Source organism: Nonomuraea sp. NPDC054003 (genome assembly GCF_055585125.1).
The window spans coordinates 229825-249394 of the sequence record NZ_JBVJKR010000012.1 but is presented as its reverse complement, the minus strand read 5'-3'; the positions used below and the strand labels follow the sequence as shown (position 1 = coordinate 249394).

Below are 19570 nucleotides of genomic sequence, written 5' to 3'. Positions count from 1 at the left end.
GTGGTTCCCGCTCCTGTCGTGCTTCGGTCGGCCATGGGACATGGGATGGGCCGATGACGCGGGTGCCGCCTCCGGACGGCGCCCGCGTGCATCGAGGTGGTGGTGGACGCTCCGATCAGCCGGACGCCCACTTCGTCCAGTCGGCGCTCACCTTGTCGAAGTTGTCCGCCCACCACTGCTGGTCCATGTAGCGGCCCTGCTCACCCTGGCCGTTCTCGGTGGGGGAGAACTTCCGCGCGGTCTCGTCGAGCTCCGGCTTGGCGTCGGAGTTGACGACCCCGTAGGTGTACTTCTCGACGAACGCCTTCTGGCCGGCGGCCGACGTCATCTCGTTGATCAGGCTGACGCCCTGGTCGATGTTCTTCGAGCCCTTCACGATCGCGAGGGAGTCGACGAGCATCAGGTTGTCCTTCCACACCGGCTCGTACGTGGCGCCCGCGCGGACGGCGTCGAGCGCTCGGCCGCTCCAGGCGATCGACATCACGACCTCCTGGCTCTGCAACTGCTGCACCTGCTGCGCGCCGGTGTCGTAGAAGGCGATGTCGCCGCGGATCGCGTCGAGCTTCTTCATCGCCCTGGCCGTGTCGAGGGGGTACAGGCCGTCGAGGGCGACGCCGTCGGCGAGCAGCGCGGCTTCCAGCGCGCCGCCGGGAGCGTAGTTCCACACGCCGCGCTTGCCCGGATACTTCGCCGTGTCGAAGAAGTCCGCCCACGAGGTCGGCGGGTTGTCACCGAACTTCGCGGAGTCGTACACCAGGACGTAGGACAGGATGTCGAACGGGATGCCGCAGTCGGTGACCGCCTCGGCGGGCAGCTTGGACGTGTCGACCTTGTCCTTGATCTTCTCCAGCATGGTGCCGCACTGCGAGATCGCCCAGAAGGGCTCCAGCGTGATCACGTCCCACTGGGTGTTGCCGGAGTCCACCTGCGCCTTCAGCTTGGCGTAGTCCGTCGGACCGTCCGAGAGGGTGCGGACGCCGTTCTTCTCACCCCACGGCTTGACGATGAGGCTCTCCTGCGTCTCCTGGTAGCCACCGCCCCAGGACACGAAGGTGAGCTGCTTGTCGCCGCCACCTGCGCTTGAACCGTCTCCTCCGCCGCCGCACGCCGCCAGGAGCAGCGCCAGCACCGACGTGGCGGCTGCCACCGTGACGGGCCTTCTCGACCAACCCATGATTCTTCCTACTGTTCGTTTGGCGATGGAACGATCCAGGGGCGCGTGGTCACGCGTCCCTGGGACGTTGAGGGGTGGAACGCCGCTCAGGCGGGGACGGGTCCCGGGATGGAGAAACGGAACTCGCAGGTCGCGTCACCGCGCGACATCAACTCGCCCCACTTCACCTCGATGTCCTCGCGGTAGGCCTTGAACTGGGAGACGTGGAACTCGTAGTCGTAGATCTCCCCGTACCGGAGGCCGTCGAGGTCGTGCCAGGGCTGGACGAACGGGCAGAAGGTGCAGTCCTGCGACCATTCGACGGGGGTCAGGGTGCCCTCGTCGCGGTACTGCCAGACGTCCTCGTTGCCGCCGGAGTCGTACAGCTCCATCATGTTCACCAGGTCGAGGGTGAGACCCTTGCTCAGGTGGTCCAGGCGCATGGCGGCGCCGCGCTCGGCGCCGAAGGCGCGGACGGCCTCGCGGAACATCAGGTCGCCGTCGGCGCCGAAGGCCTGCTCGGCCTCGCGGCCGAGGTACACGAGCAGCGCGCCGCGGTTCTCGGTGGTCGCCCTGAGCAGGGCCAGGCCCTCCTCTCCGGTCAGCGGGACGCCGGGGAGCGTCCCCTCACCCGAGGGCGGCGCCTGTCCCGCCTCCAGGACGAGCGAGGCGCCCTGCCATCCGGCCTCGACGTCGTCCGGCAGGTCGGCGGCGCGCATGAGGGCCGACACCAGCGCCCGGTAGTGGATCAGCGCGAACGCCGGCACCCCGGAGGCCCGGTAGTGCAGGAGCTCCGGCGTGCCGTGCAGCTCCAGCCGGAGCCCTGCCTCGCCGACGCGCAGCTCACCCCACTTCTCGGCGTTGACGGACAGCAGTTCGGCCGTCCCCCAGGCCCGCACGACGCCCGGCAGGCCGTCGCCGCCGCGGCCGGCGGCGGCCTCCGCGCGCCAGTCGTAGTAGCCGCGCAGGGCGCGCTCGACGGTGGCGAGACCGGCCTCCTGCCGCGCCCTGGTGTACGCGAGCCCGGCGTGCCGGATGATCCGTGCCTCGTGCGTCATGGTCGTGACCAGGGGCGTCATCAGGTCACTTGATTCATGGGACATTTCGTACCTCCTGTCGGACACTGCTCCGGCAGACGTCGACGATCGGCGGATGGGGGGCAGGGACCGCTCGGTGGCACTGGTTTGCCCTAGAGCGTGACTGCAAGAGGCTGCAGTGGTGCTGCAGAGTGGGTACAAACATAGGTAGCGATGTCGGAAAAGGTCAACCAAAACCTTGGCGAACGTCTGAGCCTTTTACCTGAGCGCAACAAAGCGCCCCTGACCCGCTCAGGCCGCGGGGTCCTCCGGCGACCGCCGGGATCTCAGGGCGAGATAGAAGTCGACCTTGTCCGCCATCCGGCGCAGGTCGCGCCCCGTGACCTGCTCGATCGTCACCAGGCGGTACCGCAACGTGTTGACGTGGATCCCGAGGGCCTCGGCGCTCGCCTGGTAGGCGCCGTTGCGGTCGAGGAACTCCCTGAGCGTCGCCTCCAGCTGGGACCCGTGCCGGGAGTCGTACTCCACCAGCGGGCCCAGCACCAGGTCCTCGAACCCGCCGACGATCTCCTCGTCCAGCGCGAGCAGGACCTCGTGGGTGCCGAGGCGCTCGTACCTGGCTACCCGCTCGCGCCCGGCGCCGGTGGCGGCGAGCCGGGCGGCGCGCCGGGCCGCGGTCACGGCGCGCGGCAGGTCGGACTCCCCGTCGCGGGCCAGCGTCCAGCCGGCGTGGACCTCCCGGTCGAGCTGGCGTTCCACACATTTCAGCAGGCACGCCACGGTCTGGTCGCCGACCGCCGCTCCCGGCCGCAGGATCAGGACGCTTTCGCGTACGTCCGGGATGACCTCGACCTCGTCGGCCCCGCAGTCCCGCGCCGCCGGGGGCACGGCGTCGAGCAGGCTGTCCGCGACCGGTCCTGGGACGGCGGGGTAGGCGAGCACCGCCACGGCCGGAGCGGGCCCCGCCAGCGGCGGGCCTGCCGGGCGGCCGCTCTCGGCCAGGGCGAGCTGCTCGCGCCGGCGTGACGCGGCGTGGCCGCGCCGCTCCCGCACCCGGACCAGCTCGCCGCGCAGGTAGGGCAGCGCGTTGTCCAGCACGCGGCGCTCGGCCGCCGTCATGGCGGCGACAGGCCGCGCGTAGCCGAGGAAGCACCGGGCCGGCGCGACCTCGTCCACCCGCATGACGGTGACCGCCGTCGAGTCGGCGAGCGCGGCCTGGACGGGGAAGGCGACGGCCTGGCTGCCGCGCTGACAGGTCACCGCGGCGGCGCCGGGCGGCGCGGCCGGGCTCGCCCAGACCACCTCGGGGCCGTCCGCCACCCAGACGTCGCCCGCGAGCTGCGCCGCGAGGACGCGGACCAGCTCGGGCATGCCTCCGCCGGAGACCGCGGCGGCCAGCGCCTCGTGGTGCCGCACCAGCCGGCGCAGGTCGTGGCGCTCGGCGTTCGCGGCGGCGTGGAAGGCGCGCGCGACCTCGATGAACGGCACCTCGTGCGGCACCCGGACCAGCGGGAGGCCGATGGACCGGCACGCGTCCAGCACGTCGGCGGGGACGTCCGCGCCGGGAGCCTCGACGCCGTAGCCGAGGGCCGCGGCGCCGGAACGGTGGAGTGCCTGGACGAAGCGCTCGGCGTCGCCCTCGGCCTGCCGCCACAGCCCGATCGTCAGGATCAGCTCGCCGCCGCCGAGGTAGCCGCTCGGGTCGGCCATGTCCGTGGAGTGCACCCAGCTCACGGGGACCGGCCGGCCGGGGCGCAGCACGAACCGCAGGCCGAGGCCCTCCGTGGCCACGAGTTCGTGCAGGTACACGCCGGTACTGTAGCAATCTCCAGGTTCCTGCCCCGGCGTCCGGAGGATCCGACGATTGCCGACCTGCGCGCCGGTTCGGGAAGACTGCAGCATGGCCGTCAACGACATGCCGGTGCGGCTGCTGCGCTGCGAACGGATCCGCACCATGGCTCCGACCGGCGCTCCTCAGGTGGTGGACGCGCTCGCGGTCGCCGGTGACCGCGTCGTCGCCGCCGGGCCGCTGGCCGGGCTGCGCGAGCGGTTCCCCGAGGCGCCGGAGACCGATCTGGGCGGCGGCTGCGCGCTGCCGGGGTTCGTCGACGCGCACCTGCACCTGACGATGGCGGCGCGCGACTCCGTCGGCGCCGACGTCTCCGCGGACGTGACCCCGTCCGCGGATCGGCTGGCGGAGCGCCTGCGGGCCGCCGCCGCGACACTGCCGGCGGGTGCCTGGCTGCGAGCCGGCCGGTACGACCACGTACGGACCACCGGCGGGCGGGTCGTCGACCGGCACGACCTGGACCGTTGGGTGCCCGACCGGCCGGTCCTCGTCACCCATGTGGGCGCCCACTGGGGCGTGGTCAACTCCGCGGCGCTGGCCGCCGCCGGGCTCACCGACGATTCCCCCGATCCGCGCGGCGGCTCGCTCGGCCGGGACGGGGCCGGCCGGTTGACCGGGGTGCTGTACGAGCAGGCGCTGTTCGACCTGGCCTACCCGTCCCTTGCTCGCCGCCCGCCCGTGATCCCGCCGCCGGGCGAGGACGAGCTGCTCGCCGGGCTGGACACCGCTTCGGCCAGGTTCCTGTCGGCGGGGATCACCTCGATCGGGGACGCGATGGTCGGCCCGGACGAGCTGCGGCTGCTGCAGACCGCCCGGGCCCGCGACCGGCTCCGGCAGCGGGTCACCGCCCTGGTGACGTACCCGCACGCGGACCACCTGATCGCCGCCGGGATCCAGGACGGGTTCGGGGACGAGTGGCTGCGCCTGGGCGGCATCAAGGCGTTCGTCGACGGCGCGGTGGCCGGGCTCACCTGCTGGCTGTCGGAGCCGTTCCGCGGCACGGACGACCACGGCATGCCTGTCGTGAGCCCGGAGGAGCTGACGGACCTCGCGGTGCGCGTGCACTCCGCCGGGCTGCGCCTGGCCGTGCACGCCAACGGCGACCGCGCCATCGCGCTCCTGCTGGACGCGGTCGAGCACGCCCGCCGGCGGAGGCCGGACATCACGACCCGCCATCGCATCGAGCACTGCTCCGTCGTCGACGAGGCGATCGTGAAGCGGATCGCGGCGCTGGACCTGATCCCCGTCCCGTTCGCCGGCTACGTCACCTTCCACGGCGACGCGCTCGTGGACGCCTACGGCGAGGAACGTCTCGGGCGGATGTTCGCCCACCGCCGCATGCTGGACGCCGGCATCACCGTCGCCGGGTCGTCCGACTACCCGTGCGGGCCGTACGAGCCGCTGTTCGGCGTGAAGAGCTGCGTCACCCGGCGCACCCGCGCGGGCCGCGTGCTCGGCGCTCACCAGCGCATCAGCACGGGCGAGGCGCTCACCCTGTTCGGCACCGGCGCCGCGGCGGCGGCCGGAGAGGAGGGCCACAAGGGCCGGCTCGCCCCCGGCTACCTCGCCGACCTGGTCGTCCTGGCGGCGGACCCGTTCGAGGTCCCGCCCGACGAGCTGGACCAGATACCCGTCACGCAGACCTGGGTCGGAGGCGTCCCGGCGTGGACCTCCTGAACCTGCTGGAAACCCGTCCCACCTCACCGATGGCGAGTCCCGATATGTCTTCTCCCACTCCCGTCCTGCGCTTCCTCGACGCCGGTCCCGGCGGCACGGCCGCGGCGACCCTCGCCGGGCAGGGCGTCCGCCCTGAAGAACTGCTCGCCGTCGAGGTGTTCTACGACCACACCCGGCTCAGCGCCGAGCAGGCACGGGAGTCGGTGCGGGAGCTGAACCCCGACGGCGACCTTCCGGTGTCGGCGATCCCGGCCTCCGTCGGGGTGCTCGGCGGGGACCTGACCCGGGTGCAGGCCACGGCCCTGCCCTCCGGCGTGGCCGCTGCCCGCGAGGCGGGCGGACGGTACGCGGCCGGCGGCCCGGCGGTCGCGACCCGGCTGATCACGGCGCCGGAGGCCGGGGACATCGTCGAGCAGTCCCACGCCATCCTGCGGACCATCCAGGACCTCCTCGCCGAGCAGGGCCTGGGCACCGACGACGTGGTGAAGTTCAACATCTTCTACCGGGGCGAGGGGACCCAGGAGGACTGGGCCGTCGCCGCGCGCGTCCGCGCCGGGTACTTCACCGAACCCGGGCCGGCGACGACGGGGATCCCGGTGCCCCGGTTCGACGAGCCCGGCGTGCTGATCGCCATGCAGGTGCTGGCGCTGCGGGGCGCCCGTCCGGCCCGCCGGCACTCCTGGCCGGAGGGTCACTGGGACTGGCCGTTCCATCTGCCGTACAAGCACGGGAACCGCTCGGGCGGCCTGGCCTTCGTCGGCGGGCAGGTGCCCCTCGACGAGCGGGCCCGCTCACTGGACGTCGGCGACTTCCCCGCGCAGGTGCGCCGGTCGCTCGACTACATCGCGCGGGTGCTGGACGAACTCGACGTGCCCCGGTCCGCGGTCCGGCGGCTCACCGCCTTCGTGGCCGCCGACGCCGGCAGCGGGCCGGGCAAGCTGGCCGCTCTCCAGGCCGAGGTCGGCGCGTTCTTCGGCGACTCCTCCCCCGCTCTCGTGCCGGTGCCCCTCCCGGTGCTCGCCTACCCCGGCATGGACGTCGAGATCGAGGTGCAGGCCCTGGTCGGCTGAGACGGCGGCGCCGCTCAGAACGCCGGAGGGGTCATGGAGATGATCAGCCGCGTGTCGTCCTCCAGCCCCCGGAACTGGTGGGGCAGGCGGGCGACGTAGGAGAGCGAGTCGCCCTCGCTCAGCGTCAGCTCCTCGGCGCCGACCTTGATGACGGCCGACCCGCGCCTGACGATCAGGCATTCCTCGCCCGCGTGGGACAGGGCGTGGTTGAACCTGCCCGTCTCCGCGCTCAGGTGCATCTCGATCATCTGCAGGTTGCGCAGTTGCCCTGACGAGAGCAGTTCGTAGGACACCCCGCCGCTGTCGGGCGGGCGGATGACGTTGCGGGAGCCCTCCCGGATCAGGGCCGGCCGGTCGGCCGGGGAACCGAACAGGTCGAACATCGCGATGTTGAGCACCTGGGTGATGCTGTGCAGCGTGGCCAGCGACGGGGTCACCTTCCCCCGCTCGACCTGGCTGAGCAGGCTCGGGCTGATCCCGCACTCGGCGGACACCACGTCCAGGGACAGGTTCCTGGACGCTCTGGCCTCGCGCAGGCGCCGGCCTATCTCCGCGACGTCCAGTGGCTCCGCAATCTCGTTTGACATCCGTATCTCCTCCAGACGGGCCGTCGGCGAAGGGGGCGGCCCGAGCGCGACAACCGCAAGGATACCGGTCCTTACAGTAGGACTGCAGGGTCTGCAGTACATCGGTCCTTCGCACCTGCCCGGGAAGAGCGGCCCGGCAGCGCGCGACCCGTGATCACGAGAAGAGGATATTCGGCGGAAGGCTCGCCCGCGGTCATCTCGGCGCCCGCCCGCCACCGGAGTACGGACTCCGCGAGGCGGGCTTGACACACGTCTTTTGTGTCGTGAATACTTGTTCCTAAATCGAGGGGGAGTACCCGACGATCGACGCATCGCCGTCAGGACGGACCCGGTGGATCCGGGGCCCGGTGGTGCGGTCGCCCGCCGAGGCGGCCTGGGGAGACCGTCGACCAGCCGACGCCGCCCGCGCGGGCGGCCGGGTCGAGGGGGTCCGCTGTGTCTGTCGCCTGGTGGGCGTGGGTCGCGGTGATGCTGGTGGTCGCGGCGATGCTGGCCGTCGATCTGTTCCTGCACCGCGACAACCACGTCATCGGCTTTCGCGAGGCTGCCGTCTGGTCCGGCGTCTGGATCGCCGCCGGCGTGCTGTTCGGGGCGATCCTGTGGTGGTGGCAGGGCGGGGAGGTGGCGGGCGCCTACTTCGCCGGCTACCTGATCGAGAAGGCGCTGTCGATCGACAACGTGTTCGTCTTCGCGCTGATCTTCACCGCCTTCGCGGTTCCCGCCACGCTCCAGCACAAGGTGCTGTTCTGGGGGGTCATCGGAGCGCTGGTCTTCCGGCTCGCGTTCATCTTCGTCGGCGTGGAACTGCTGGAGACGTTCTTCTGGACCGCGTACGTGTTCGGCGCGTTCCTCGTCTACACCGGTTACAAGATGGCCTTCCGGCACGGCGAGCAGACCCCGCCCGACCGCAACCCGGTGGTGCGTCTGGTGCGCCGGGTGATCCCCACCGACCCCCGCTACCACGGCGGCCGCTTCTTCGTCCGCACCGGTGGCCGGCGGGTGGCCACGCTGCTGCTCGTGGTGCTCATCGCCGTCGAGGCGACCGACCTGGTCTTCGCGATCGACTCCGTCGCCGCGATCCTGGCGATCACCACCAGCGCCTTCATCGTCTGGACCGCCAACGCGTTCGCGATTCTCGGGCTGCGCAGCCTGTACTTCTGCCTGGCCGGGCTGCTCCGCCGGTTCGTCCACCTGCACTACGGCCTGGCCGTGCTGCTGGCCTTCGCCGGCGTCAAGCTGATCCTCTCGGAGACCCCGGTCGGCAAACTGCCGATCCCGCTGACGCTGGGCGTCATCGTCGTCGCCATCGCCGTCTCGATCGTCTGGAGCTTGATCGCCACCCGTGCCTCCGGCGCCGCCACCGACGGCCGGATGGCACGGGAGGGGTGACCCGCTCTCCCCGCCTGACTCGCGATTCGTCACTTTCGATTCATGACAACGAAATCGTGCTCGTAAAATGGTGGACGTGCCGGACTGGACCTTCCTGACCAACCACGCCCACGTGCTGTTGTGCATCGCCCGCGACCCCGGCGTGCGCATCCGCGATGTGGCCGCCCGCGTCCAGATCACCGAGCGCGCCGCGCAACGCATCCTGGCCGACCTCACCGCCGCGGGATACCTCACCGCCAGCCGGGAAGGCCGCCGCAACCGCTACCGGCTCAACCCCACCCTGCCGCTGCGGCACCCTCTCGAACAGGACCATCAGATCGGCGAGATCCTCGCGGTGTTCCAACCTGCTCTCCCTTACACCGCACCCTCCAGAAGCGAGGCGCCGCCGGCCGGCGCCGGCCAAGACAGCGTGACAGCAGCCGTTCCGGAAGAGCTCGCCCGAGGCGGCTGACCAGGTCGGCCAGGATGGCGACGCGGGGTTCCGCCTGCGGGGAGCAGCGGGAGGATCAGACGGCCCGCCACCCCGTGCACTGGTTGTTCGTCCCCGAAGGCCGCCAGCAGAACCTGACGTCGGTGGGGTTGGACCTCAGGGTGTGGAGGTAACACACGCCGCTGTAAATGGGCGCGTCATATCGGATGAGGGTGCCGCCGCTGTACCGCACCGTGCCCCAGACGTCCGAATCGGGCCAGCTTCCGAGAACCCGGCAGACGTTCAGCCTCGTGTGGTTGGAGTTGATCTCCGCGAAGCCCCAGTCGTTTCCCACGCGGAACGAGTGGGCTTGCGCGGGGGCGGTCATGGCCAGGGCCGTCGCGGCCGCGGCGATGGCTACTTGCCCGACCCGCAGGATCTTCGTACGCATGGTTGTCCCCTTCTTTCGACTGCGTGGCTTCTGGTGGCCCGAGAACGGGCTCACTGAAGCCTCGCCTCCAGGAAGGGACAGGACGAGGGCAGCGACAGGACATTCCGCCAGGATCAGCCTCACGTACCGGGCGGGAGCACGGTCACGGGCGGGTACGCGTACGCGCCGTCGAGGACCGGCCGGCGGGGCAGGTAGAGACGCAGGATCAGGTTGAACCGACCGGCCGGGACCGGCAGCCAGTTGCTCTCGGAGCCCGCCGGCGGTTCGTGGCACAGGTGCAGGTCGAGCGAGCCGTCCGCGCCGGTGACGAGGCCCGGGTCGTCGCCGCTGATGGAGTAGCGGCCGGACTCGTTGGGGACGAGGAACATGTCCGGGCCGTACGCGGTCAGGGACCAGAAGGCGTCGACCGGGGGCAGGCCGCCCCCGGGGAAGCGGATGCGGTAGCGCTTGGAGCCGTCCAGGGGCAGGCCGTCCGCGCTGGTCGAGGTCCGCGGGTAGATCGCCTCCTCCGCCGGGACGGGGCCCCAGAAGTATCTGGCGACCGTCGCCCGTTCGCGGAGCCCGCCGCGGGTGTCCTGCGTGCCGAGGCCGAGGTTGGTGGTCCAGCCGTTGACGGTGCGGGGGGCGATGGCGGGTGGCTCCAGCTCGCGCATGCCCGCCGCGACGGCCGCGGCGAGGACCGCTCTGCCGGACTCGTCCAGTTCGGCGCCGGGGCGCCGGCCGGCGGCGACGCCGAGGGCCGCCACGGCGTCGAGCGCCCGGCGCTGCTCGGCGGTGACGGGCGGGTTGGCAGGCAGCGCGGCGCAGAGCTCGTCGAAGAAGCCGATGCCGTCGCGTCCGGTGTCGTGCGCGCGGCCGGCGGGGGGCGGCAGGGTCGTGCCTCCGGCGGTTCCGGCGAGGGCGCGCAGCTCGATCCGGGCGGCGAGGGCGCCGGCCTCGGCGGCGTCGGCGGCGTCGAGGGCGCGGATCCGGCAGAGGAGGAAGGCGTGACCGGTGGGGCACGGTATCGGTTCGAGGCCGTCGGGGATAGGGCCGGAGTGGCCGGGGGGAAGGATGGCCCAGGAGCCGCCCCGGCCGCCGGTGGTCCGCGTCCCGAGCAGCCCGAAGCCGCCCATCCAGGCGTCGAGGAGCTGCACGCTGTGGTAGCGGTCGCGGATGTCGGGGAGGGTCAGCGTCAGAGGGCCCGCCCGCAGGTCCAGGACGGCGAGCGCGTAGACGGTGTCCAGGTTCGGCGCGACGATGGCCCGGCTGCCGGGGCCCGACAGCCGCCGTGAGGCCCACATGGTGTTGACGCCCAGCCGCTGCGCCATGCCCTGCATGATGCGCGCGGTGGCCACCAGGGGGAAGCCGGCGAGGAAGGCGTTCTTGGCCGCCGTGACGCGGGGATCCGCGGCCTCGGGGACCGGTGCCGCGTCGTCGTGCCAGACGGGTGAGCTCATGTCGGTCCTCCGGGGCCGGTGCGTCGTGCGGGGTGCGGGACCACCCGTGCTTCGGGGATCACCACGTCGTCGGTGAGCAGCCATCGGAACAGCACCCAGCCGCGCGGGTGACCGGCGGTGTCGAGCCAGTTGGGCTCGCCCGGGTCGGCGTGGGCGACGACGACGCGCAGGGTCCCGTCGGGCGCGAGCGTGGCGCTGCGGGCGTTGAGCGCGGTGGAGCGGCTGCGATGGTCGAGCGACTGGCCCCACCGGTTGGCGAGATGGACGCCCCAGTAGCGGCATCGCGGCGGCCGGGCCTCGACGACCAGGGCCTGGTCCGGTTCGAGGGAGTACCAGCAGATGACATAGCCGGCGTCGGGTGTCCCGTACAGGCCGTGGCCCCGGTGTTCGGCGAACCGGTTGGGCGTGGCCTCGGCCTGCTCGGCGCGCTGCCGTGCCACGCGCGTCGCGGCCGTGACGAACGCGGCGGCGGACCGGGTGGAGGCGACGAAGCGGGCGTCGTCGAACACCGGATCCGGCCCCGGATCGTCGAGCGCCTCGATCGTGAACCGCGCGGGCCTGTCGCGGGCGCGGTCGAGGAAGTACTGGCGGGCGATGACCGTGTGCGCTCCCGGCGCGAGCGGGATCCAGGTGCCCGGCCGCGCCTCCGGGGAGAGCGTGATCTCGAACGAGCCGTCGGGGCCGAAGGCGATCCGCTCGTCGTTGAGGTTGGTCACGCGGGTCGGCCGGCCGTCGCCGGTGTTCGCGCCGTAGACGCAGAAGGCGAGGTACGGCACGGTGCCGCGGTCTCCTCGGATGCGGTACGAGCGCCGGCTGGAGATGAGCGCGATGTCGTACTCGGTGTCGGGGTTGTCGAAGAACAGCTTGCGCACCGGAGTGACGCCCGGCAGGAACAGCGGGCGGCCGGAGTCGCGGGTGCCGGCCCGGTCGACCTGGTCGGCCAGGACGTGGAGCACATAGCGGAAGCCTTCCGCGACGTCGACGCCCGCGTCCGGCCCGGCCAGGCCGGCCACGGTCTCCCCCGCCTCGTCCAGCGCGCGCACGAACCGCCTCCAGGCCTCCACGGCGTCCGCCATGCGTTCGATCTCCTCCATGAGTAATGGATCTCATTAATGTCTGTCGGGACGATAGTATGGCGAAGTGTCCAGATCAAGTACCCGTGACGCCCTGCTCCGGCAGGGCGCGCTGATGTTCGCCCGGCACGGGGTCGCCGACGTGACCACCCGTCAGCTGCACGAGGCCATCGGGGCGCGTAACGAGTCGGCGCTGCATTACCACTTCGGCGGCAAGGACGGCCTGGTGGAGGCCATCCTGCGCGGGCATCTGGAGGCCGTCGAGGCGCGCCGCGCGCCGCTGGTCGCCGCCGTCGCCGCCGACGACCTGACCGCGGACCCGCGGGCCCTGGTCCACGCGCTCGCCGCCCCCATGGACGAGGACCTCGGCACCGAGCTGGGCCGGGCCCACCTGCGCATCGTGGCCAGGCTGAGCTATCCCTCGCTCGCCTACCGGCGGCCGTTCCGGATCGTGGACGCGCCGGCGGGGCTCGCGGTCGTGCGATGGCTGCACGCGACGCTCGAACCGCTCCCCCGCCCCCTCCGGCTGGAGCGGCTCGCCATGCTGCGGTCCCAGCTCATCAGCCTGTTCGGCCTGCGCGCCCAGCTCCTCGACGAGTCGGCTCCCGGCGAGCCGCCGGTGACGGGGGAGCTGTTCTTCGGCAATCTGCTCGACATGCTCGTCGCCGGACTGACCGCCCCGGCCTCGACGGAGACGCTCGCGGCGATCCCCGCGGAATAGTTAAGGGTCACCATTAGACGGCCGGAGCATAGAGGGCAGACGGCGACCCGGTCAAGCATTCGGCGTCCGCCGGAGAAAGCAATTTAATTGTTGCCATTAACTTCCCTGTCGCGCACAATCAGGTGGCATTCGTCGGACTCCCCGAGGAGGTCGCCCCATGAACGCCATGGCTCGCGCCGGGACCGCCCTTACAGCGGCGCTGCTGACGTGTCTGGCCGCGCTGATCCCCGGCACCCCGCCCGCGCGGGCGGACACCGGGCCGATCCTGTTCGTGCACGGCTACGGCGGCGACGGCAGCCGCTGGAGCACGATGATCGACCGCTTCGAGGCGGACGGGTGGCCCGCCGACCGCCTGTTCACCGTCGACTACGACAGCACCAAGTCCAACGTCGACATCGCCGCCGACATCCGGGCCAGGGTCGACGCCATCCGATCTTCCACGGGCGCGGCGAAGGTGACGATCGTCGCGATGTCGATGGGCTCGCTGAACAGCCGCCACTACCTCAAGTTCCTCGGCGGCACGGCGGCCGTCAGGACCTGGGTCTCCCTGGCGGGCCCCAACCACGGCACGACCGCGACCCGCCTCTGCTCGGAGGAGCGGCTCACCTGCCAGGAGATGCGGATCGACTCGCCGTTCCTGACCGAGCTCAACAGCGGTGACGAGACCCCGGGCGACGTCGCGTACGGCACGTTCTGGTCCGACTGCGACACGGTGGTCAACCCCGACTCGAGCGTGTCCCTCGCCGGGGCCGTCAACACGTACGCCGGATGCCTGTCGCACGCCGCGTTCCTGACCGACGCCTCCGTCTACGCGAAGGTGCGCGACTTTGTGTCCTGACCGGCCGGTGTGTCATGCGTGACGACGTCCGCCCCGTGCCGCGGCGCCGCTGGGGGGCGCCTCCTCCCGGCGGCATCCGCGCCGGTGACCCGGCCCCCTACGGCTGGGCGCCGCTCGTCATCCTGTTCCTGGTCGGCCTGGTGGACCGGGTCGAGGCCGGCCTGCTCAGCGGCCTCCTCCCGCTGATCCAGGCCGAGTGGGGCATCGGCGACACCGTCGCCGGAGCGATCCCGACCGGCTCGGCGATCGCGGCGGCGGCGGTCGCCATCCCCGCCGGATACCTCGCCGACCGTTTCAGCCGGACCCGCGTCATCACCGTCATGGTCTTCCTCTGGGCCGTGGCCACCACGGGCAGCGGCCTCGCCCCGGGATTCGCCATCTTCTTCCTTACCCGCATGGCCCTGGCCGCGGCCGAGCACGTCGACAACCCGGCGACCGGCAGCCTGCTGGCCGACTACTACCCGCCGATCAGCCGGGCCAGGGCGTTCGGCTGGACGCGGATGTCGGCGCACCTGGGCGGGATCGGCACGGTGCTGGGCGCGGTGCTGGGGCAGGCGTTCGGCTGGCGGGCGGCGTTCCTGCTGATGGCGATCCCCGGCCTGCTGACCGCCCTGATCTGCCTGCGGCTCCGCGAGCCGGCCCGCGGCCTCCTCGACCAGGTCACCGCCGGGGCCGCCGCCGGCGGTGCCGTCGCGGACGGCGCCGGGTCGCGCCGGGCGACGCCGCCGCGGCTCGGGCGGCAGGTGCGGGACGTGCTCGCCGTACGCACGCTGGTCATCGTCACCGTCGGCCTGGCCACGCTGGGCATGGGCGTCGCCGGGCTCTTCTACTGGATGCCCACGCTGATCGGCCGCACCTTCGCCCTGCCCCCCGGGCAGGCCGGAGCGCTGGGCGGCCTGGTCACCGTCATCGGAGTGGTCACCGGCACCCTCGTCGGGGCGTGGCTGGGCCGCCGCGCGCACGTCACCCGCAAGGGCGGCCGGGTGCTCGTCGGGGGCTGCGGCGTCGTCGCCGGCGCGGTCGTCATGGCCGTCGCGCTGCTCGCCGCCCCCGCGCCTTGATGCCGTTCGCCCTGCTGACGGCCGCCGCGGTCATCCTGATGTCGATGGCCACCCCCAACCTGACCGCGTCACTCGCCGACGTGATCGGAGCCTCCTCCCGAGGCATCGCCTTCGCCCTCGCCCAGCTCGTCGCCGGGGGCGCCATCGCCGTCGGACCGCTGATCGTGGGCATCCTCTCCGACCGGACCGGCTCCCTCACCAGCGCCCTGCTCGTCATGACCCTGCCCGTACTGGCCGGAGGGCTGCTCACCGTGACGGCGCGCGGCCCGTACGAGCGCGACGCCGCCCGCGTCCTGACCTCCGCCCACGACACGCCACCGACCAGCGGGGCCTGACGAGGAGCACGGACGCGGGCCGGCTGCCGTCGCGGCCTGCTCCGAACGATGGGATGTCGATCCGGCGCCGGTTGGCGAGATCGTCTGATTCGTCTGCAAGGGGCGGCAGGCCCCCATGAACGAGTCGCCGGCGTCAGAGAGGGCTTGTCCCCGGTGCGACACCCAAGAAGGTGGCAGGCTGTGACCATGCGAACGCGCGGAGCGAAATACTTCAACACCACCGGCCCCTGCGACCCGCGGCTCCACTACATGCTGCCCCCCATACCCCGGCTTCCCGAAGCGCGGACGCTCACCGAGATGGACCGCTACTTCGTCCTGCACGCCCCCCGGCAGACCGGGAAAACCACCGTCCTGGACGCTCTGGCCTCCGGCCTGACCGCCGAAGGCGGCACCGCCGCCCTCATGTTCTCCTGCGAACGTGCCAAGGCGGCGGGCGACGACTACGGCGCCGCCGAGTCGCTTCTGCTGGATTCCCTCCGCGAGTCCGCCGAGCTGTCGGGCTGGCCGAAGAAGCTGCTACCGCCACCTTCCCGGCCGCGGGTCACGCCCGGTAGCCGGTTCGGTGCGGCGCTGCGGGAGTGGTGCCGACGCTGCCCGCGCCGGGTCGTGCTGTTCCTCGACGAGATCGACGCCTTGCAGGGCAACAGCCTGGTCAGCGTCCTCGGCCAGCTCCGCGACGGGCACAACAAGCGATCGAAGGGCTATCCGTTCCCCGCGTCGGTGGTGCTGTGCGGGTTGCGCGACCTGCGTGACTACAAGGTAGCCGCCGGCGGCGCCCCTGAGCGGTTCAATGCGGCCAGCCCGTTCAACATCCTCGCCGACTCACTGCGCCTGGGCGACTTCACCGCCGACGACATCGCCGAACTGTACGACCAACACACCCAGGCGACCGGCCAGGAGTTCACCAAGGACGCGGTGGACCGCGCCTTCGAGCTCACCCAGGGACAACCCTGGCTGGTCAACGCCCTCGCCTACGAGATCACCTTCCAGATGAGAGTGACCGGCACCATCACCTGCGAGCGAATCGAGGAGGCAAAGGAGCGGCTCATCCGCAAGCGCGCCACCCACCTGGACTCCCTGGCGGCTCGGCTGTACGAGCCCCGGGTCAAGCGGGTGATGGAGCCGATCGTGGCCGGCGGCCCCTACACCGACCGCGGCAACTCCGAGGACCTGTCCTACGCCCGCGATCTGGGCCTGATCACCCAGCAACCTCCGCCCCAGGTGGCCAACCCGATCTACCGGGAGGTCATCCTGCGCGTGCTGGGCGACCTCACGGAGCAGAACGTCCACGCCGATCCGCACAGCTTCGTGCTCCCCGACGGCCGGTTCGACCTGCCGCGCCTGCTGGAGGAGTTCGTCGTGTTCTGGCGCGAGCACGGCGAAGTCCTCATCCAGCAGGAGGGCTACCACGAGGCGGCGTGCCAGATCATCCTCATGGCCTTCCTGCACCGCCTGGTCAACGGCGGCGGCCACCTCGACCGCGAATACGCCGCCGGCCGCAAACGCATGGACGTCTACATCCGCTGGCCGTACACCGGCCCCGGCGGCGAACGGCTGACGCAGCGCGAGGCCATGGAACTGAAGGTGTGGCGACCCGGCGCGGACGACCCAGAGCCTGCGGGCCTGGCCCAGCTCGACCGCTACCTCGACCGCCTGACCCTCACCACCGGCGTCCTGGTCATCTTCGACCGCCGCCCCCAAGCCCCGCCCTGGAAGGAGCGCGGCAGCTTCCACCAGGCGACCACACCGTCCGGCCGCCAGGTCACTCTCCTGCGGGTGTGAGGGTGTTTCGGGGCGGTGAACGTCCTGTCATGCAGCCCCGACGGAGGCCGGGGAGGACTACGGCGAATCCCCGACATGCTCGGGCGCGGTCACCATGGCCATGAACCAGTCGAGCGCCGCGACGACCACGTCGAACACGGCGACGTTCGCCAACTGGGTGTTCTTGATGGGGGGAGAACTGGTAGGTGTTGCCGATCAGACTGTCGGAATGTATTGGCGCTGATGAAGAGGGACCAGTAATCGTTGGTCGCCCTGAATGAGCTTGCGAAGGGTGGTTTCGTTCGCTTTCATGCCGTCCCGTTCATGGCGCGAGCAATCTGTATCGGCTGACGCCCTTCGCCGCCGCCTGTCGTGGCCACGCTCGCGAGACGGCTTACCGGACTCTGGCGCCGTTCAGGAACAGTTCGACGATGCGGGAGGCTCGGTCCGGGGTCTCCATGAGGTCGGTCGCCCGGGCGAGGTGCAAGAATGCGTTCATCAGGAACCCCGGATCGCCGGTCACCTCGCCCGCTGCGACGGCGCCGGCGAACAGGGCGACGACCGGGTCGAGGAGCCGGGCGACGTACAGGCTGGAGACGGCGGCCCTGGTCTCGTCGGACACGTGGTCCAGCGCCTCGTAGACGCGCTGCTCGAACGAGACGGAGTGCGCGTGGTCAGCCGAGGCCGCCACGAGGGCGGCGAGCTTGTCGCTCAGGGTGCCTTCGGTCGCGATCGCCGTGGTGATGCGCTCGTGCGCCTCCTCGATGAACCTCGTGGCGACCGCGACGTACACCTCTTCCTTGCCGTCCGGGAAGTGGTGGTAGATCGAGGGCCGGCGGATGGAGACCGCGCGGCCGACGTCGAGCAGCGACGCGCCGAGGTAACCGGAGGTCGCCAACTGCCTCGCGAAGGCGTCCATGATCTGCGTCCGGGTGTCGGGGGCAGGGCTCATCGGTTTCTCCGTGCGTGGTTGGAGGCGAGTGCGCAGGCGGCCGTCCCGGCGGCAACCAGCGTAGCGAGGACGGTGAGCGCGACAGGCAACGCCGTGAGCGCACTGCCGCTCTCCAGCTGACGGGCCGTGTCGATCACATAACTCAGGGGGTTGACCGTCGCCACGGTTCGCATCCAGGGCGAGAGCTCATCGACGGGGGCGAAGAACCCGGTGAAGAACGAGAGCCCGAACACCGCCAGCGGGACGAGGCCGGTGCCGGCGGAGGATCCGGTCCGGATGGCGACGGCGATGCTCAGCAGGGCGATCCCGAGACTGAGCGTGATCAGCACCAGGATCATGCCGCCGAGGCCGGCCCAGTCACCCGGCCGGAACCCGATGAGCGCCGCACCGGCGACAGTCACCGTCGTCTGAATGGCGACTCCCACGAGGGCGGCGACGACCATGCCGGAAAGGAACGGGCCGGTGCTGCCGTGAGCGAGACGCAGCCGGTCGAGGTACCCGCTGGTGATGTCGCTGAGAAGGAGCTTCCCTGCGGCACCCGCACCGGTCGCGGCTCCCGTGAGCAGGATCAGCGGGAGCAGGAACGCGATGAAGCTGCCGCCGGGAAGGTAGCCGCCGCCGACGGCGCCGAGTTGCCCGGCGTAGACGACGAGGAAGAAGAGCGATTGCGCGAGCGGTGCGATCAGCAGTGCCGGAGAACGCAGGATCATCCGGGTGGACCGGCCGATCGCCGCGAGAGTCACCGGCAGCGCACGCGAGACGGATACAGCGGTGGTCGCCATGGGGAGATCTTTCAGGTCGAGGTTCGGTCAGCGGGCGGCCAGAGCGACGAACACGTCGTCGAGCGAGGGCTCGGAAAGCCGGAGTTCTTCGATGGCCCAACCGAACTCGCTCACGTTCTCGAGCGCGGCCTTCAGGGCGTCGGGCGCGTCGCTCAGCGCGAGGCGCACCACGCCGGCGTCCTCCGGGTCAGGCCGGAACGGTGCGGTGGACGAGCGCACCAGCGAACGGGCGGCGTCCTCGCCGGCCAGCCCGAGGATGAGGGTGCGTTCTCCGACTCGCTGTTTGAGCGCGGCCGGGGTGTCGTGCGCCGCGACCTCGCCCTGGCGCAGCACCACGATGTCGGTGGCGAGCACGTCCGCTTCGTGGAGGTCCTGCGTCGAGACGATGAGGGTTCGCCCGTCGTCGTTCAGGCGCTTCAACTCATTCCAGAAGTCCAGCCTGCTCATGGGGTCAAGCCCGGTCGTCGGCTCGTCGAGGATCACGATCCGAGGTTGCGCGACGAGCGCCACAGCGAGATCGACCTTGCGGCGGGTGCCACCAGAGAGTTGGGCGGTCCTGGTCTTGCGGTGTTCGTCCAGGCCGAAGAGTTCGAGCAGTTCGTTCCGGCGGCGCACCCTGTCCGTCCGGCTCATACCGAGCGCGGCACCCTGGAAGTCGAGCACTTCGACAGGGGTGGCGAGCGGATCGAGCGCATTGGACTGCGGGGTGAGGCCGATGAGCCGGCGCGCCTCTCGCGCCTGGGTCACCGCGTCGAACCCCTCGATGCTCACCTTCCCGGTGGTGGGGGTGCGCAGCGTCGCGAGGATTTCGAGCAGCGTGGACTTGCCGGCGCCGTTGTGTCCAAGCACGACCGTTCGGCTGCCGCGCTCGATGCTCATCGACACACCGGCGAGGGCGGCCCGGTCATCGTAGGTCTTGGTCAGATCGGTCACGTGGACGGCGCATGATGGAATCACCCTCCTAGCCTACCTACATGTAGGTAGGC

19 protein-coding genes are annotated in these 19570 nt (G+C 71.4%); 9 read left to right on the top strand and 10 right to left on the bottom strand.

What is annotated here, in order from left to right; genetic code table 11:
* Positions 1-115: 115 nt before the first annotated feature.
* The 3 genes from ACZ6YG_RS30125 to ACZ6YG_RS30115 all read right to left on the bottom strand — a co-directional run bounded on the left by ACZ6YG_RS30125 (position 116) and on the right by ACZ6YG_RS30115 (position 3999).
* Entirely contained in the window at positions 116-1174 is a 1059-nt protein-coding gene (locus ACZ6YG_RS30125) for an extracellular solute-binding protein (RefSeq protein ID WP_148033022.1), read from the bottom strand.
* 86 nt (positions 1175-1260) lie between these two features.
* Positions 1261-2232, bottom strand: a complete 972-nt coding sequence (locus ACZ6YG_RS30120; protein WP_466019855.1) for an L-2-amino-thiazoline-4-carboxylic acid hydrolase — start codon at positions 2230-2232, stop codon at positions 1261-1263.
* Positions 2233-2481: 249 nt separating this feature from the next.
* Complete coding sequence (locus ACZ6YG_RS30115) at positions 2482-3999, bottom strand: PucR family transcriptional regulator ligand-binding domain-containing protein (RefSeq protein WP_466019854.1); 1518 nt, start codon at positions 3997-3999, stop codon at positions 2482-2484.
* 91 nt (positions 4000-4090) lie between these two features.
* Here ACZ6YG_RS30115 and ACZ6YG_RS30110 point away from each other — a divergent pair, with 91 nt between their 5' ends.
* Entirely contained in the window at positions 4091-5716 is a 1626-nt protein-coding gene (locus tag ACZ6YG_RS30110; protein ID WP_148033025.1) for an amidohydrolase, read from the top strand.
* 44 nt (positions 5717-5760) lie between these two features.
* Entirely contained in the window at positions 5761-6786 is a 1026-nt protein-coding gene (locus tag ACZ6YG_RS30105; protein ID WP_466019853.1) for a RidA family protein, read from the top strand.
* A 14-nt stretch (positions 6787-6800) separates the two neighbouring features.
* Here ACZ6YG_RS30105 and ACZ6YG_RS30100 read toward each other — a convergent pair whose 3' ends face one another.
* Positions 6801-7373 (bottom strand): helix-turn-helix domain-containing protein, encoded by a 573-nt coding sequence (locus tag ACZ6YG_RS30100; protein WP_187281282.1) that lies wholly within the window; start codon positions 7371-7373, stop codon positions 6801-6803.
* A 435-nt stretch (positions 7374-7808) separates the two neighbouring features.
* Between ACZ6YG_RS30100 and ACZ6YG_RS30095 the strand changes: the two genes are divergently transcribed.
* Together ACZ6YG_RS30095 and ACZ6YG_RS30090 are read left to right on the top strand one after the other, a co-directional pair.
* The gene (locus ACZ6YG_RS30095) at positions 7809-8762 is read left to right on the top strand and encodes a TerC family protein (protein ID WP_466019852.1); all 954 of its coding nucleotides are present in this window, start codon (positions 7809-7811) and stop codon (positions 8760-8762) included.
* 76 nt (positions 8763-8838) lie between these two features.
* On the top strand, positions 8839-9213 hold the full coding sequence (locus ACZ6YG_RS30090; RefSeq protein ID WP_396989693.1) for a helix-turn-helix transcriptional regulator: 375 nt from the start codon (positions 8839-8841) through the stop codon (positions 9211-9213).
* Between the two features lie 55 nt (positions 9214-9268).
* Here ACZ6YG_RS30090 and ACZ6YG_RS30085 read toward each other — a convergent pair whose 3' ends face one another.
* From ACZ6YG_RS30085 to ACZ6YG_RS30075, 3 genes are all read right to left on the bottom strand, one after another.
* A complete protein-coding gene (locus ACZ6YG_RS30085) occupies positions 9269-9622 on the bottom strand; it encodes a hypothetical protein (RefSeq protein WP_148033030.1) in 354 nt (117 codons plus the stop codon).
* A 119-nt stretch (positions 9623-9741) separates the two neighbouring features.
* On the bottom strand, positions 9742-11061 hold the full coding sequence (locus ACZ6YG_RS30080) for a DUF1254 domain-containing protein (RefSeq protein ID WP_187281283.1): 1320 nt from the start codon (positions 11059-11061) through the stop codon (positions 9742-9744).
* On the bottom strand, positions 11058-12155 hold the full coding sequence (locus ACZ6YG_RS30075) for a DUF1214 domain-containing protein (protein ID WP_466019851.1): 1098 nt from the start codon (positions 12153-12155) through the stop codon (positions 11058-11060). The genes ACZ6YG_RS30080 and ACZ6YG_RS30075 overlap by 4 nt, the downstream gene beginning before the upstream one ends.
* A 46-nt stretch (positions 12156-12201) precedes the next feature.
* On the opposite strand from ACZ6YG_RS30075, the gene ACZ6YG_RS30070 reads away from it, so the two are divergent.
* The 5 genes from ACZ6YG_RS30070 (at position 12202) to ACZ6YG_RS30050 (ending at position 16871) form a co-directional block, all read left to right on the top strand.
* A complete protein-coding gene (locus tag ACZ6YG_RS30070; protein ID WP_466019850.1) occupies positions 12202-12855 on the top strand; it encodes a TetR/AcrR family transcriptional regulator in 654 nt (217 codons plus the stop codon).
* 157 nt (positions 12856-13012) lie between these two features.
* On the top strand, positions 13013-13693 hold the full coding sequence (locus tag ACZ6YG_RS30065; protein ID WP_466019849.1) for an esterase/lipase family protein: 681 nt from the start codon (positions 13013-13015) through the stop codon (positions 13691-13693).
* Positions 13694-13707: 14 nt separating this feature from the next.
* Positions 13708-14754 (top strand): MFS transporter, encoded by a 1047-nt coding sequence (locus ACZ6YG_RS30060; protein ID WP_466019848.1) that lies wholly within the window; start codon positions 13708-13710, stop codon positions 14752-14754.
* On the top strand, positions 14754-15089 hold the full coding sequence (locus tag ACZ6YG_RS30055) for a hypothetical protein (RefSeq protein ID WP_466019847.1): 336 nt from the start codon (positions 14754-14756) through the stop codon (positions 15087-15089). Before ACZ6YG_RS30060 ends, ACZ6YG_RS30055 begins: the two co-directional genes overlap by 1 nt.
* A 186-nt stretch (positions 15090-15275) precedes the next feature.
* Positions 15276-16871, top strand: a complete 1596-nt coding sequence (locus ACZ6YG_RS30050; protein WP_466019846.1) for an ATP-binding protein — start codon at positions 15276-15278, stop codon at positions 16869-16871.
* A gap of 373 nt (positions 16872-17244) precedes the next feature.
* Here the strand turns inward: ACZ6YG_RS30050 and ACZ6YG_RS30045 are convergent, their stop codons facing one another.
* Genes ACZ6YG_RS30045 through ACZ6YG_RS30035 form a run of 3 tightly spaced genes read right to left on the bottom strand, consistent with a single transcriptional unit; the run spans position 17245 to position 19517 of the window.
* Positions 17245-17802: a TetR/AcrR family transcriptional regulator gene (locus ACZ6YG_RS30045; RefSeq protein WP_466019845.1), complete on the bottom strand. Its 558-nt coding sequence runs from the start codon at positions 17800-17802 to the stop codon at positions 17245-17247.
* Positions 17799-18584 carry an ABC transporter permease gene (locus ACZ6YG_RS30040; protein WP_466019844.1) on the bottom strand — a complete coding sequence of 262 codons (786 nt, stop codon included), beginning with the start codon at positions 18582-18584 and terminating at the stop codon, positions 17799-17801. Before ACZ6YG_RS30040 ends, ACZ6YG_RS30045 begins: the two co-directional genes overlap by 4 nt.
* A gap of 27 nt (positions 18585-18611) precedes the next feature.
* Positions 18612-19517, bottom strand: a complete 906-nt coding sequence (locus ACZ6YG_RS30035; RefSeq protein ID WP_466019843.1) for an ABC transporter ATP-binding protein — start codon at positions 19515-19517, stop codon at positions 18612-18614.
* Positions 19518-19570: the final 53 nt, after the last annotated feature.

Coding starts and splice junctions, on each gene's coding strand:
- ACZ6YG_RS30125 (WP_148033022.1), bottom strand. CDS start 1,174: ATGGGTTGGTCGAGAAGGCCCGTCACGGTGGCAGCCGCCACGTCGGTG.
- ACZ6YG_RS30120 (WP_466019855.1), bottom strand. CDS start 2,232: ATGACGCCCCTGGTCACGACCATGACGCACGAGGCACGGATCATCCGG.
- ACZ6YG_RS30110 (WP_148033025.1), top strand. CDS start 4,091: ATGGCCGTCAACGACATGCCGGTGCGGCTGCTGCGCTGCGAACGGATC.
- ACZ6YG_RS30105 (WP_466019853.1), top strand. CDS start 5,761: ATGTCTTCTCCCACTCCCGTCCTGCGCTTCCTCGACGCCGGTCCCGGC.
- ACZ6YG_RS30100 (WP_187281282.1), bottom strand. CDS start 7,373: ATGTCAAACGAGATTGCGGAGCCACTGGACGTCGCGGAGATAGGCCGG.
- ACZ6YG_RS30085 (WP_148033030.1), bottom strand. CDS start 9,622: ATGCGTACGAAGATCCTGCGGGTCGGGCAAGTAGCCATCGCCGCGGCC.
- ACZ6YG_RS30080 (WP_187281283.1), bottom strand. CDS start 11,061: ATGAGCTCACCCGTCTGGCACGACGACGCGGCACCGGTCCCCGAGGCC.
- ACZ6YG_RS30075 (WP_466019851.1), bottom strand. CDS start 12,155: ATGGAGGAGATCGAACGCATGGCGGACGCCGTGGAGGCCTGGAGGCGG.
- ACZ6YG_RS30065 (WP_466019849.1), top strand. CDS start 13,013: ATGAACGCCATGGCTCGCGCCGGGACCGCCCTTACAGCGGCGCTGCTG.
- ACZ6YG_RS30060 (WP_466019848.1), top strand. CDS start 13,708: ATGCGTGACGACGTCCGCCCCGTGCCGCGGCGCCGCTGGGGGGCGCCT.
- ACZ6YG_RS30055 (WP_466019847.1), top strand. CDS start 14,754: ATGCCGTTCGCCCTGCTGACGGCCGCCGCGGTCATCCTGATGTCGATG.
- ACZ6YG_RS30050 (WP_466019846.1), top strand. CDS start 15,276: ATGCGAACGCGCGGAGCGAAATACTTCAACACCACCGGCCCCTGCGAC.
- ACZ6YG_RS30045 (WP_466019845.1), bottom strand. CDS start 17,802: ATGAGCCCTGCCCCCGACACCCGGACGCAGATCATGGACGCCTTCGCG.
- ACZ6YG_RS30040 (WP_466019844.1), bottom strand. CDS start 18,584: ATGGCGACCACCGCTGTATCCGTCTCGCGTGCGCTGCCGGTGACTCTC.